Annotated in this window: 12 protein-coding genes and 1 pseudogene; 5 read left to right on the forward strand and 8 right to left on the reverse strand. The window is 52.7% G+C overall.

Annotated features, from left to right (window positions below):
* Positions 1-143 precede the first annotated feature (143 nt).
* Both ybfE and ybfF read right to left on the reverse strand, forming a co-directional pair.
* Entirely contained in the window at positions 144-425 is a 282-nt protein-coding gene (gene ybfE / locus AC0IWZ_RS05225; RefSeq protein WP_034494044.1) for a LexA regulated protein, read from the reverse strand.
* Positions 426-560: 135 nt separating this feature from the next.
* On the reverse strand, positions 561-1,337 hold the full coding sequence (gene ybfF, locus AC0IWZ_RS05230) for an esterase (RefSeq protein ID WP_034494046.1): 777 nt from the start codon (positions 1,335-1,337) through the stop codon (positions 561-563).
* 184 nt (positions 1,338-1,521) lie between these two features.
* Between ybfF and seqA the strand changes: the two genes are divergently transcribed.
* Both seqA and pgm read left to right on the forward strand, forming a co-directional pair.
* Positions 1,522-2,070 carry a replication initiation negative regulator SeqA gene (seqA, locus tag AC0IWZ_RS05235; RefSeq protein ID WP_034494048.1) on the forward strand — a complete coding sequence of 183 codons (549 nt, stop codon included), beginning with the start codon at positions 1,522-1,524 and terminating at the stop codon, positions 2,068-2,070.
* 25 nt (positions 2,071-2,095) lie between these two features.
* A complete protein-coding gene (pgm, locus tag AC0IWZ_RS05240) occupies positions 2,096-3,739 on the forward strand; it encodes a phosphoglucomutase (alpha-D-glucose-1,6-bisphosphate-dependent) (RefSeq protein WP_034494049.1) in 1,644 nt (547 codons plus the stop codon).
* A gap of 51 nt (positions 3,740-3,790) precedes the next feature.
* Here pgm and kdpE read toward each other — a convergent pair whose 3' ends face one another.
* From kdpE to kdpF, 6 genes are all read right to left on the reverse strand, one after another.
* Positions 3,791-4,468 (reverse strand): two-component system response regulator KdpE, encoded by a 678-nt coding sequence (gene kdpE, locus AC0IWZ_RS05245; protein WP_034494051.1) that lies wholly within the window; start codon positions 4,466-4,468, stop codon positions 3,791-3,793.
* Positions 4,465-7,152 (reverse strand): two-component system sensor histidine kinase KdpD, encoded by a 2,688-nt coding sequence (gene kdpD / locus AC0IWZ_RS05250; RefSeq protein WP_471677944.1) that lies wholly within the window; start codon positions 7,150-7,152, stop codon positions 4,465-4,467. The genes kdpE and kdpD overlap by 4 nt, the downstream gene beginning before the upstream one ends.
* 85 nt (positions 7,153-7,237) lie before the next feature.
* Positions 7,238-7,813: a potassium-transporting ATPase subunit KdpC gene (gene kdpC / locus AC0IWZ_RS05255; RefSeq protein WP_034494054.1), complete on the reverse strand. Its 576-nt coding sequence runs from the start codon at positions 7,811-7,813 to the stop codon at positions 7,238-7,240.
* A 12-nt stretch (positions 7,814-7,825) separates the two neighbouring features.
* The gene (kdpB, locus tag AC0IWZ_RS05260) at positions 7,826-9,874 is read right to left on the reverse strand and encodes a potassium-transporting ATPase subunit KdpB (protein ID WP_471677942.1); all 2,049 of its coding nucleotides are present in this window, start codon (positions 9,872-9,874) and stop codon (positions 7,826-7,828) included.
* 13 nt (positions 9,875-9,887) lie between these two features.
* Positions 9,888-11,576, reverse strand: coding sequence for a potassium-transporting ATPase subunit KdpA (kdpA, locus tag AC0IWZ_RS05265; RefSeq protein WP_471677940.1), 1,689 nt, complete (start codon positions 11,574-11,576; stop codon positions 9,888-9,890).
* Positions 11,576-11,665 (reverse strand): K(+)-transporting ATPase subunit F, encoded by a 90-nt coding sequence (gene kdpF, locus AC0IWZ_RS05270; protein WP_081908377.1) that lies wholly within the window; start codon positions 11,663-11,665, stop codon positions 11,576-11,578. Before kdpF ends, kdpA begins: the two co-directional genes overlap by 1 nt.
* 307 nt (positions 11,666-11,972) lie before the next feature.
* Between kdpF and AC0IWZ_RS05275 the strand changes: the two genes are divergently transcribed.
* The 3 genes and pseudogenes from AC0IWZ_RS05275 (at position 11,973) to menF (ending at position 14,079) form a co-directional block, all read left to right on the forward strand.
* Positions 11,973-12,179, forward strand: a complete 207-nt coding sequence (locus tag AC0IWZ_RS05275) for a YbfA family protein (protein WP_034494057.1) — start codon at positions 11,973-11,975, stop codon at positions 12,177-12,179.
* A gap of 177 nt (positions 12,180-12,356) precedes the next feature.
* Complete coding sequence (elaB, locus tag AC0IWZ_RS05280) at positions 12,357-12,656, forward strand: stress response protein ElaB (protein WP_172895213.1); 300 nt, start codon at positions 12,357-12,359, stop codon at positions 12,654-12,656.
* 122 nt (positions 12,657-12,778) lie between these two features.
* Positions 12,779-14,079 (forward strand): annotated as a pseudogene (menF, locus tag AC0IWZ_RS05285) (isochorismate synthase MenF).
* The last annotated feature ends 59 nt before the right edge of the window (positions 14,080-14,138 follow it).

The raw sequence follows: 14,138 nt of genomic DNA on the forward strand, positions 1-14,138 counted from the left end.
TAACCTCTTGATACTTAATGGTATGGTGGCTGCTATTTGGCCACAGATAGGGCAATCATAGCAGAACACTTCGTGGTGCGGAAACTGCTATCGCCCCGGTGTGCACAGACTGCAACATTGCATACCAGGACATAGCACTAAAACTAACTGAGATGCTGCTTCAGTTGTGCGAGTAGTATCTCTTCAATCAGCTCACTACGGCTGATATTGCGCGCTTCAGCCAGTTGGTTGAGAGCATCTACCGCATCGTTATTGAGCTTTAGCTCCACTCGCTTCAGGCCGCGTACTTTATCGCGCTTGAGTTGATTGCGTTTGTTGATACGCAATTGCTCATCACGCGTTAGCGGATTTGTTTTTGGTCGCCCCGGGCGACGCTCGTCCGCGAACAGATCTAATGTAGTACGGTCCGTTTGTTCTTTTGCCATGATTAGACTACTGACAGGGAATTCAGGTGGCACTGAGCGGGGTGCTCTGGCGCAATTTAGCGCGCAATCATACATCAGCATGGCTTGCGCGCCAACGCGTTAGCCGCAACTTGCGGCCAGTCGGTTTGTTTTTAATCAGTTTGCTGCGGATTCATCAATATAACGATGAATTGCGCGCAAAACAGCATCAGGTTTTTCGGCGTGAACCCAATGACCAGCACCGGCAACCACATGCGCACGGGCCTGTGGGAACTGCGAAAGCAGCTGTTCGCGGTGAGATTCGTCAACATAAGGAGATGCACCCCCGCGAATAAACAGCGCCGGTTCGTTCCAGGCAGGGATGTTTTTCCATCCGACAATATTCTCATATTGCTCCCACAGCACCGGCACATTGAATTTCCATTCGCCATCGGCAAAGGATTTCAGCAAAAACTGAATCACGCCCTCTTCATCAAGATGCTCGCGCATAATGACGGCGGCTTGCTGGCGAGTTTTAACGTCTGCCTCGGTAACTGCATTAATCGCTGCAAAAATCTCATCGTGGCGACGCACTTGATAATCCACCGGGGCGATATCAATCAGCACTAATTTATCAACACGTTCCGGGGCGATGGCGGTTAACGCCATTGCCACTTTCCCGCCCATAGAATGGCCGATAATAATGGCTTTCTTAATGCCATATTCATCAAGTGTTTCAACCACATCCTGCGCCATCGCAGAGTAGTTCATTTCTTCGCTACGCGGCGATAACCCATGATTGCGCAGATCAATCTGCAATAGCGAATGATCCTGTCCAAGGTCACGGGCCAGCACGCCGAGGTTATCAAGGCTACCAAAAAGACCGTGAATAAGGACGATGGGAGAATTACTAGTCAATTGTTGCGCAGTTTGCAGGCGAGCATTCAATTTCATGGCAAAGTTCTTTTTTTTTACTTCGTGAGGTTAGGGTATCATAACGGCATTCTGCCGCACTGCCGCAAATTTCCAGTTTAGTCTGACTTTGTGGGGTGACAAAAGCTTGGCGCTACCCGAGGTTGGGATTTGTCCTTATAATCCCAACAACTTGTATTCAGAAAAGATATCGCACTGGATTAAGATGAAAACAATTGAAGTTGATGACGAGCTCTATCGCTACATTGCCAGCCACACGCAGCACATTGGTGAAAGCGCGTCCGATATTTTACGGCGCATGTTGAAATTTACCGCCGGTCAAACTCCTGCTACACCTGCATCTACCGGCCAGACGGCGGCAACTGCTGCACCTGCCCCGGAAGCCAAACCTGTAAACAAAGCACGCGATCGTGTTCGTGCGGTGCGTGAATTGCTGCTGTCTGATGAATATGCGGAGCAAAAGAAAGCCGTTAACCGTTTCATGATGGTGCTTTCGACTCTGTATACCTTAGATGCTCATGCTTTTGGTGAAGCGACCGAGTCGCTTCACGGTCGCACCCGTGTCTACTTTGCAGGTAACGAGCAAACGCTGCTGCAAAACGGTAACCAGACCAAACCTAAGCATGTCCCAGGTACGCCATACTGGGTTATCACCAATACCAATACAGGCCGTAAATGCAGCATGATCGAACACATCATGCAATCAATGCAATTCCCGGCGGAATTGATTGAAAAGGTTTGCGGCACAATTTAACACCTCGCGTCAGAAGGAAAGGCCAATGGCTAACCACCCTCGTGCAGGACAACCGGCACAACAGAGCGATTTGATTAACGTAGCCCAACTGACGGCCCAGTATTACGTGCTGAAGCCTGAAGTGGGGAATAGCGAACACGCGGTGAAGTTCGGAACTTCCGGCCACCGTGGTAGTGCGGCACGTCATAGTTTCAATGAACCTCACATTCTGGCGATTGCTCAGGCGATTGCTGAAGATCGTGCAAAAAATGGCATTACCGGGCCGTGCTACGTTGGCAAAGATACCCACGCGTTATCTGAACCTGCGTTTATCTCCGTGCTCGAAGTGTTGGCTGCAAACGGTGTGGATGTCATTGTGCAACAGGCAAATGGCTACACGCCAACGCCTGCCATCTCGCACGCTATTCTGACGCATAACAAAAACGGTGGCGCACTGGCCGATGGTATTGTCATCACGCCTTCGCACAACCCGCCGGAAGATGGTGGTATCAAATACAATCCGCCAAATGGTGGTCCGGCTGATACCAACGTCACCAAAGTGGTTGAAGATCGCGCCAACGCATTGTTGGCCGCGGGTCTGAAAGATGTAAAACGCATCTCTCTGGATAAAGCCTGGGCAAGCGGTCACGTACAAGAACAAGATCTGGTGCAGCCGTTTATCGAAGGGCTGGTGGACATCGTTGATATGGCCGCCATCCAGAAATCGGGTCTGAAATTGGGTGTTGATCCGCTCGGCGGTTCCGGTATCGAATACTGGCAGCGCATAGCGAAACACTACAATCTGGATCTGACGATTGTTAACGATCATGTCGATCAAACCTTCCGCTTTATGCATCTGGATAAAGATGGCGCTATCCGCATGGATTGCTCCTCCGAATGCGCAATGGCGGGTTTGCTGGCGCTGCGTGACAAATTCGATCTGGCATTTGCTAACGACCCGGATTACGACCGCCACGGTATCGTCACGCCTGCTGGTCTGATGAATCCGAACCATTATCTTGCAGTTGCGATTAACTACCTGTTCCAGCATCGCCCACAGTGGGGCAAAGACGTTGCAGTCGGTAAAACGCTGGTTTCTTCAGCAATGATTGACCGCGTGGTCAACGATTTAGGCCGTAAACTGGTAGAAGTACCGGTTGGTTTCAAATGGTTTGTTGATGGTTTGTTTGATGGCAGCTTCGGTTTTGGCGGCGAAGAGAGCGCCGGGGCATCATTCCTGCGTTTCGACGGCACTCCGTGGTCTACCGACAAAGACGGCATCATCATGTGCTTGCTGGCGGCCGAAATCACTGCCGTTACCGGCAAAAATCCGCAGCAGCATTATGACGAACTGGCAGCCCGTTTCGGCGCGCCTAGCTACAACCGTCTGCAAGCTTCTGCCACTTCTGCGCAGAAAGCGGCGTTGTCTAAACTCTCCCCAGAAATGGTGAGCGCCAGCACCCTGGCAGGCGACCCGATTACCGCACGCTTAACGGCAGCTCCGGGTAACGGCGCATCCATTGGCGGTTTGAAAGTGATGACCGACAACGGCTGGTTTGCAGCCCGTCCGTCTGGTACTGAAGATGCCTACAAAATCTATTGCGAAAGTTTCTTAGGCGCGGAACACCGCCTGCAAATTGAGAAAGAAGCGGTAGAGATTGTCAGCGAAGTGCTGAAAAACGCGAAGTAATTCGTAGAACTGAAAAAGGCGCCGTTGAGGTGCCTTTATTGTTTGTAGAATCTACAACATAAACCGATAACCAATCCCCGTTTCCGTCAACAAATGCGCCGGGCGCGCCGGATCGCTTTCCAGCTTCTGGCGCAAATGTCCCATATAAATGCGCAAATAGTGACTGTGTTCCACGGCATTTGGCCCCCAAACCTGGTTGAGCAACTGGCGCTGTGTCAGCACTTTTCCATGGTTATTGAGCAGGGTAGCAAGCAGGCGAAATTCGATAGGTGTGAGGTGGATTTCGGTGCCATCGCGGGTAATGCGACGGTTGGCGAGATCAACGCTGATATTTGAAAACTGATAAACCGGATCGGGCTGCGCAAGGCTTGCATGGCGACGTAGGACGACACGCAGTCGCGCTTGCAGTTCACCGATCCCAAACGGTTTGCTGAGATAGTCATCAGCTCCGGCATCCAGCGCGTCAATCTTCACTTGCTCATCGCTACGCGCGGAAAGCACCACAATCGGCGTCTGGCTCCACTGGCGGAAATCACGGATAAAATCAATGCCGTCGCCATCGGGTAAACCGAGGTCGAGAATCACTAAATCAGGCTTGCGTGTCGCGGCCTCAAGCAAACCGCGTTGCAGCGTCTCGGCTTCGTGGACGCGTAATGATTCCGCCTCCAGCGCGGTGCGCAAGAAACGGCGGATCTCTTTTTCGTCTTCAACTATCAGAACGGATATCACAGCGTCTCATTCATCTCAGCAAGTTCGGGCGGCGGGGGAAGGGGTAAAATAACATGGAAACTGGCTCCGCCTTCCACCCGATTAGCCGCAATAATTTTTCCGTCGTGGACTTCAACAATCGCCTGGCAAATTGCCAGCCCTAAACCTACGCCTGGGATTGCCGACTCTTTGTTACCCCTGGAGAATTTATCAAAAATCTTTTGTTCCTGGCCAACAGGAATACCCGGCCCGCTGTCCCAGACTTCAACGTCCAGCTTATCAGCCAGAGCTTGCGCGCGAATGCCAATTTTGGCCTGGTAGCCTGCGTATTTTGCCGCATTCTCAAGCAGGTTTATCAGCACCCGTTCAAAGAGCGGGCCATCAACATGAATCAATAGCAGAGGTTCAGGCAAGTCCAAATCAATATGTCGCCCGCCCAGTCCAGGCTCCAGCATTTTTAACGCGCTGCCGACCACCTCTTCCAGCGTTAACCACTCTTTGCGCAGATTAAATCCACCGGACTGAATCCGCGCCATATCCAGCAAATTGTTGACCAGGCGCGTGGTATTGAGCACATGCTGGCGAATATCGTTGGCTTGCGGCGCATGTTTAGAGCCTTCAGATGCCAGATCCAGAGTCAGAATTTCCGCCTGCCCAAACAACACTGTCAGAGGTGTACGCAAATCGTGCGAAAGGGCGGCGAGCAGCGAGTTACGAATTTGCTCGCGTTCGCTCGAAAGCCGGGCTTGTTCTTCACTTGCGGTCAGCAAAAATCTTTCCAGCGCTGTCGCCGTCAGCAGGGTGAAAGTTTCCAGCAGCCGCTGCTGCTCAGGAATCATCAACTGGCGTAAATTATTGGGTTCGACGATAAGCAAGCCGAGTGTTTTTTCCGGCGTTTTCAGCGGCAGAATTTGATACGGCACGCCGGGTAAAGTATCGGTCCCAGCACCTGCGGGCTGGCCTTTATCAAAGCTCCAGCGGGCAATGGCTTCGTCCCAGTTTTGCGGTTCACTCTGCCCATTAGCACGCACTAAAACGCCGGTCTCATCCGGCAGTAAAAGTTGGGCGCGGGCGTGAAAACTATTTTTGATAAACAGTTCGCTGGTCGCGGCTATATCTTGCGGCGTACGTTCTGCGGCGAGGGCTTTAGACATCTCATAAAGATGGCGTGTGCGCTGCTCGCGATAACGAGCGATGCGCGCCTGATAGCGCACGCCCGCCGTGAGATTCCCGATAACCAGGCCAACGGTCAGCATAACGGCGAACGTTAACAGGTACTGGATATCAGAAACCGCTAGTGTGCCGTGAGGAGCAATAAAGAATAAATCGAAACTCAGTACGCTAATAACGGTGGCCAGTACCGAAGGCCAGCGGCCATAAAACAGCGCCACAATCACCACACCCAGCAAATAAAGCATCACCAGGTTAGCGGCATCGAAACCCATCAGCCATTGATTCGCGATAAACGTCGTTACCGCGCAAAGGGCGACGGCGACGCCACAGCCGCGCAATTGCGCACGCCATTTTTCGCTAAAGCTGCGAGTGTCCTGGGCGGAAGGAGAGACGGCAGAGGGTTTATCGTCAAGGGCGACAATCACCAGATCAAGGTCTGGCGCACGGCGGGCTAAACGATCGGCAAAGGATTCCCGGCTCCAGAAGCGTCGTGTTGTGCGTCTGCCGATAATAATCTTGCCGAGATTATGCTCGCGCGCGTAACGCAAAATCGCTTTATCTTCTGCCGGATCGGCAAGCGTGGTGGTTTCTGCCCCCAACTCTTGCGCCAGGCGAAGCGAGGCCAAAATAGCGCGACGTTGATGTTCAGGTAACCGATGAAGCTGCGGGGTTTCGACGTAAACGGCGTGCCAGACGCTGCCTAGTTTTGCCGCCAGGCGCGCGGCGGTGCGCACCAGTTTTTCATTGCCGGAACTGTGGCCGATACACAGCAAAATGGCATCTCGCGTGTGCCAGACTTTTTCCTCGCCCTGGTTATCACGCCAGGCACGCATTTGATCATCAACGCGGTCGGCGGTGCGGCGCAGGGCCAGTTCGCGTAAGGCAATCAAATTCCCCTTACGGAAGAAGTGCTCGATGGCGCGTTCGGCCTGGCCTGAAATATACACTTTCCCTTCGTGCAGGCGCTGGCGTAAATCATCAGGCGGCAAATCGACCAGCACGATTTCATCGGCGGCGTCAAAAATCGGGTCGGGTACCGTTTCGCGCACCTGAATTCCCGTCACGCCACCAACAATATCGTTCAGGCTTTCAAGATGCTGAACGTTGACGGTGGTGAACACATCAATTCCGGCGTCGAGCAACTCTTCCACATCTTGCCAGCGTTTAGGGTGGCGCGAACCGGGCGCATTGCTGTGCGCCAATTCGTCCATCAGGATCAGCGCCGGGTTACGTGCAAGCGCCGCGTCGAGATCAAACTCCTGAACCCAGCGCCCACGATGGTGTATCCGCTTTGCAGGCAGAATATTCAGCCCGTTCAGCAGCGCGGCAGTTTCCTGGCGGCCGTGAGTTTCTACCACGCCAATCAGGATATTTAGCCCTTGTCCTCGCAACCGCTGCGCTTCCTGAAGCATGGCGTAAGTTTTCCCTACGCCGGCACACGCGCCGAAGAAAATCTTTAACTTGCCGCGCGATGGGCGGTTGACCTGCTCCAGCAATTTATCTGGATTAGGGCGCAGCGGTTCCTGAGACATATCAAATCCTTTTTGGTGGATGACGCTGGCGCTTGCTCGCGACCGGGTAGGTCAGATAAGCGCAGCGTCATCCGGCAGTTTTCTCTTATGGTGCCTGGAGAGCATCCAGCGCCAGGTTAACCAACAACACATTCACCACTGGTTTACCGATAAAACCAACCAGCGGGTGAGTGGTATTTTCTGCTACCAGGCGCGCCACTTGTTGAACGGGCAAATTGCGCGCATTAGCGATACGAGGAATTTGCCAGGCTGCGGCTTCTGGTGAAATTTGCCCGTCCAGACCACTGGCCGACGCAGTAACCAGCTCAACGGGAACCGCCGGGTTGGCTTGCGGATTTGCCTGTCTTAATGCCGCGACACGTTCGGTAATTTGTTTATCTAATTCTGGATTGCTTCCTGCCAAATTACTGCCGCCAGAGGCCATTGGATTATAAGGTGTTTCTGCGGTTGCAGAAGGGCGACCTTGCAAATACTTAGCCTCGGTGAAGTTTTGCCCAATCAGCCTGGAGCCGCGTACTTCGTTGGCCTGAATAATCAACGAACCATTGGCCTGCTCATGGAACCACCACTGGCCTAAAAGTGTGGTCAAAAGCGGGTAAAGTCCGCCTGTAATCAGGGTCAGCAAAATCAGTAACAGTATAGCGGGACGTAAAATAGTCATTTGTTTTTCCTCTTAAACCAGGCCACACACGGTCAGCACCAGGTCGATAGCTTTGATGCCAATAAACGGCACAATTAAGCCGCCGAGCCCGTAAATCCACAGATTGCGGCGCAACATGGCAGCGGCACTTAGCGGTTTGTAGCTCACGCCACGTAATGCCAGTGGAATCAAAAAGATGATGATCAGGGCGTTGAAAATCACCGCGCTTAAAATCGCCGAAGTCGGGGAGTGCAGGTGCATCACGTTCAGCGCATTCAACTGCGGGTAAGTCGCGGCAAACGCGGCGGGAATGATCGCGAAATACTTCGCTACATCGTTGGCGATACTGAATGTGGTCAGCGAGCCACGGGTCATCAGCATCTGTTTGCCGATATGCACCACTTCAATCAATTTGGTAGGGTTGGAGTCCAGGTCCACCATGTTGCCGGCTTCTTTCGCCGCCTGGGTGCCGGAATTCATCGCCACCGCCACATCTGCTTGCGCCAGCGCCGGGGCATCGTTGGTGCCGTCGCCGGTCATCGCCACTAAACGACCTTCCGCCTGATACTGACGAATCAGTGCCAGTTTGGCTTCCGGTGTCGCTTCCGCGAGAAAATCATCGACACCCGCTTCGGCGGCAATCGCAGCTGCGGTCAGACGGTTATCACCGGTAATCATCACGGTTTTAATCCCCATCTGGCGTAACTGCGCAAAGCGCTCTTTAATGCCACCTTTAACAATATCTTTCAGGGCAATCACACCGAGTACGTTGGCGCCTTCCGCGACAACCAGCGGCGTACCGCCAGCGCGGGCAACACCTTCGACGAGATTATCCACCTGCGGCGGGAAATGACCACCGTTGGCCTCAACGTGGCGACGAATTGCATCGACAGAACCTTTGCGAATCATGCGGTCCTGAATATCAATGCCGCTCATCCGGGTCTGCGCGGTGAATGGTACAAAGGTGGCATGCAGGTTTTGTACATCACGTTCGCGCAGGTTAAAGCGCTGTTTTGCCAGCACCACAATGCTGCGGCCTTCAGGTGTTTCATCGGCAAGCGACGAAAGCTGCGCCGCATCGGCCAATGTTTTTTCATCAATACCGGGAGCCGGAAGGAAATCTGAAGCCTGGCGGTTGCCAAGCGTAATGGTGCCGGTTTTATCCAGCAGCAAAACATCTACGTCGCCAGCCGCTTCTACGGCACGCCCGCTGGTGGCAATCACGTTTGCACCCAACATACGGCTCATACCCGCCACGCCAATGGCTGAAAGCAGCCCGCCGATAGTGGTCGGAATCAGGCAAACCAGCAGGGCAATCAGCACCGTGACGCTCACCGCCACGCCGCCATATTGCGAGAATGGCCAAAGCGTTGCCGTTGCCAGTAAAAAGACGATAGTGAGTGCGACCAGTAAAATCGTCAGCGCGATTTCGTTCGGCGTTTTACGGCGCTGGGCGCTTTCCACCATCGCTATCATGCGGTCGAGGAAGGTTTCGCCAGGGTTCACACTGCACTGAATCACCAGCCAGTCGGAAAGAATGCGCGTCCCGCCAGTCACGGAGGCAAAGTCACCGCCTGACTCACGAATCACCGGCGCGGACTCACCGGTAATCGCGCTTTCATCCACCGATGCGCCGCCTTCCAGCACCTCGCCATCACACGGGATAATATCGCCCGCTTCAACCAGCACGATATCGCCTTTGCGTAAATCTGCGGCAGGCACATGGTCTATCTGCGCGTCATGATGCGGGGCGCGTAACTTACGAGCAAAACTGGTTTTCTTCACCCCTTTCAGGCTATTAGCCTGGGCCTTGCTACGGCCTTCAGCCAGCGCTTCGGCAAAGTTTGCGAACAGCACCGTAAACCAAAGCCATACGCTAATGGCGGCGGTGAATGGCGCATCGCCGGGAAGTTTTCCACTGAACATGGCAATCGCCAGAGCGGTAGTCATCACGCTCCCCACCCAAACAATAAACATCACCGGGTTGCGCCATTGCACTTGTGGTGTGAGCTTTTTAACGGAATCTATCAGCGCCTGACGAATCAGCGATGGTTCAAATAGCGCCTGTTGCTTGCGACTCATGGAAGCCTCTTAATCACAAATTCACAAAGGAAAGGTGTTCCGCAACCGGGCCTAAAGCGAGGGCGGGAATAAAGGTCAGCGCACCGACTAACAGCACCGTGCCAATCAGCAAGCCGATAAACAGCGGGCCGTGGGTGGGTAAGGTGCCGATGCCTGCCGCCTGCGACTTTTTAGTGACAAGCGAACCCGCAATAGCCAGCACCGGGATAATCACCGCAAAGCGGCCAAACCACATGCACACCGCCAGCAGCACGTTCCAGAAAGGCGTATTGGCGCTTAGACCGGCAAACGCGCTGCCGTTGTTATTGGCCGCAGACGAGACGGCATACAACACTTCGCTAAAGCCATGAATGCCGGGGTTGAGCATTCCCGCGCGACCGGCGTCCGTCATCATCGCCAGTGCGGTGCCGAGCAGCACTAAAGTGGGCGTAACCAAAATCGCCATGGCGGTCATTTTCATCTCGGCAACGTCAATTTTTTTACCGAGATATTCAGGCGTGCGGCCAATCATCAACCCGGCGATAAACACCGTCAGTAAGACGAACAGCAACATGCCGTACAGACCGGAGCCAACGCCGCCGAACACTACTTCGCCAATTTGCATCAGCCACATTGGGATCATGCCGCCAAGTGCCGTGAAGGAGTCATGCATCGCGTTAACGGCACCACAGGAAGCAGCGGTGGTAATCACAGAAAACAGGCTACTGACCAATATCCCGAAGCGGCTTTCTTTGCCCTCCATGTTGATATTGCTGTCCGCGCCGAGCAGCGTGAAATGCGTATTCCCGCTAGTTTCGGCCCACATCACCACCACTACGCAAATCACAAAAATTACCGCCATCGCCCATAAAATGGCGCGTCCCTGGCGTTTGTCGCTGACGGCTTCGCCAAAGGCAAAACACAGCGCGGTGGGGATCAGGAAGATCGCCAGCATCTGCACAAAGTTGGTCAGGGCGGTTGGGTTCTCGAACGGGTGCGAAGAGTTGGCATTAAAGAACCCGCCGCCGTTGGTGCCGAGCATTTTGATAGCCTCTTGCGAAGCGACCGGGCCCATCGGCAACACGTGCTGCACGCCTTCAAGCGAGGTGAACGGCTGATACGCCGCGATGTTTTGCAATGTGCCCTGGCTGATAAAGAACAGCGCAATCAGCAGTGAAATCGGCAGCAAAATGTAAAGCGTGATGCGAGTCAAATCGACCCAGCCGTTACCGAGCGTGTGAGTGCTTTGACGGGAAAATGCGCGGATCAGCGCAAATACCACGGCAATACCGGTGGCCGCGGATAAGAAGTTTTGCACCGTCAAACCGACCATCTGGCTGAAATAGCTCAGCGTGGTTTCACCGCTGTAGGACTGCCAGTTCGTGTTGGAGACAAAACTGACGGCGGTGTTTAACGCCAGATGCCAGGAAAGCCCAGGCAATTGCTGCGGGTTAAGCGGCAAACTCCCTTGCGTTAGCAAAATGACGAACAGCAGCACCAGACCAAAAACGTTAAAGGCAAGGATCGCCGCCAGATACCGCTTCCAACTCATCTCCTGGCTGGCGTCGGCTCCCAGTAGTTTTATGAACAGCGAGTCCATTTTCCCCAGAACAGGCAACGGCTCGCCATTAATGAAGCGCGTCAGCACTCTACCCAGAGGTTTTGCCAGGGCAAAAAGCACCAACAGGAAACTGGCAATCAGTAAAAATGCGGAAGCGGCCATCAGAACGCCTCCGCATTGATCAGGGCATAAATTAAATATCCCAACAGCATAAAGACCAGCACCACACCGGCTATCAGACCTGCACTCACAATCCACCTCGGTAGTTATAAGGAATTGGAATCAGTGTGAAAGTTTCAGTGCAAAGATGTCGTAAAAGTCGCAGGGCAGGGTGTAAAAAAAGTATAAAAATGGCGAAAGCCATTAATTAACCAATGGTTAGTATTTATTTAACCTTTTTGTAACTTAATTACAGCCGGGATTGTAAATTAGTGGCAAAAAGTGACTTTAAGTGGTCGGAGGAGTAGTAAACTTTCAGGCAATGCGATACTATTTTAGCCAGATGACAAGTTCTATTTTCCCGGTGTTTGCTACCGGTCACAATTTAAGGGAGGCATTATGAGCTTATACAAAGACTATCCACTGCATCAGGTCTTCCTGCGTCGCACTTTCGTGGTTCTGGCAGGTGTCCTGGCGTTGCCAGTGATGCTGTTCTGGAAAGATCGTTCCCGCTTTTACAGCTACCTGCATCGCGTATGGTCAAAAACCAGTGAAAAACCAGTCTGGATGGCGCAAGCCGAAGCCGCATCCGGTGATTTTTACTGAGTTTGCCGAAATGAGAAGAAACCGCCACTTGTTGGCGGTTTTTTTATGGCTGAAGATAAGTTGGAGTCGGCATCGGCATTACACATCCATGTTTAGCGAATCATGAATCAATGAGCGAAAAGCATTAGCATTGTCTATAGTTAGCGGACGAGCATTTTTTAAACACGGAGAACAGTAATGCAACCGTATGAATCTCGTCTTGATGATGATTTAACTTTGCTGAGTGAAACGTTAGAAGAAGTGCTGCGTTCCTCAGGTGATCCGGCAGACCAAAAGTACATTGAGTTGAAAGAACGAGCCGAACAGGCGCTCAGTGAGGTCAAAGCGCGGGTGAGTAGTGCTTCTGATAATTACTACTATCGTGCAAAAAAAGCTGTTTATCGCGCTGATGATTATGTCCATGAAAAACCATGGCAAGGAGTGGGTGTGGGGGCGGCGGCAGGCCTGGTACTAGGGCTTTTATTAGCCAGGCGCTAGTTTAGAATCGGCGCATAATTTCACCGTGTGCCGATTAAAGAAAATCTTACCCATTGGGTGGGATTTTTTTTTGCCGCCATGACCACGTATAATCAGGGGTTTTCAGGGAAGGTGAGGTAAACGTGAATTCAGTTGTCGTCGCGCTGCAACAGTTACAGCTTGCATTGAACGCAGAATTTGCGGATGCGCCGGGCTTAGAACAACTCTCCGTTGCTATAAGTCTGAGTGATGCCTCGGATGCTCTCGCGTGGTTGACCAGCCAACGCCTGTATCCCCAATTTTACTGGCAACAGCGCAATGGTGATGATGAAATTGCGGCACTTGGCGCGTTGCGAAACTTCGAAACCTTAGATGCTGCCAGCGCATTTCTCAACGATTATGCTGACCAGCCCACACTTCGTATCACTGGCGTAAATGCGTTTTCGCCCACGACAAGCTGTTTATTCCTCCCACGTCTTGAGTGGCGACGCATTGGTGGCAGTGCTTATCTTTATCTTCATTTGTATAGTGAAACTTCCTTACAAGATGATGCACGTGAGGCGCGACACTTCCTCGAACAACTGTTGCCTGCCAAACTGCTGCCTTCGCAGCGTTTAAACTGCGTGGGCGAACAACACATTCCGACTCAGCCCGAATGGCATCAGCTTATCGAGCGAGCGACGACGGCGATAGAACAGCACGAACTCGATAAAGTGGTGCTGGCGAGAGTCACCGATTTGCAATTTACCTCGGCAGTTTCTGCGGCGGGTTTTATGGCGGCGAGTCGGCGGGTAAACCTGAACTGCTATCATTTTCTGATGGTATTTGATGCCAGCCATGCGTTCCTCGGCTCAAGCCCGGAGCGGCTTTGGCGGCGAATCGATTGCGCATTACGTACCGAAGCATTAGCGGGAACCGTCTCTAACCATCCGGATGAACATCGCGCCTGGTCGCTCGGGCAATGGCTGTTAAAAGACGATAAAAATCAGCGTGAAAACATGCTGGTTGTGGAAGATATTTGCCAGCGCCTGCAAAAATCCGTGGGCGCGATTGATGTTCTCCCCCGCAAATTGTGCGGCTGCGAAAGGTGCAGCATTTGCGTCGCTGCATCTGGACAGAACTTGCGAAGCCTGACGATGCGCAATGCCTGGCTTTGTTGCAACCCACCGCCGCCGTTGCAGGTTTGCCTCGGGATGTGGCGCATCAATTCATTACCCAATACGAACCGTTTGAACGTGAATGGTATGCAGGATCCGCCGGGTATATATCTCAGCGCCAGGCGGAATTCTGTGTCGCCTTACGCTCGGCAAAAGTCACCAATAACATGGTGCGATTATACGCCGGAGCGGGCATTGTCGCGGGTTCAGACGCAGCGGAAGAATGGCAGGAAATAGAAAATAAAGCGGCTGGATTACGAACGCTACTGACGAAGACAACGTTCTAAATGCTATTACCGACCCACATCAAAATATTCATCTCAACAATAATTATAATGAGTCAGCA

The organism is Buttiauxella sp. AC142 (assembly GCF_979253435.1).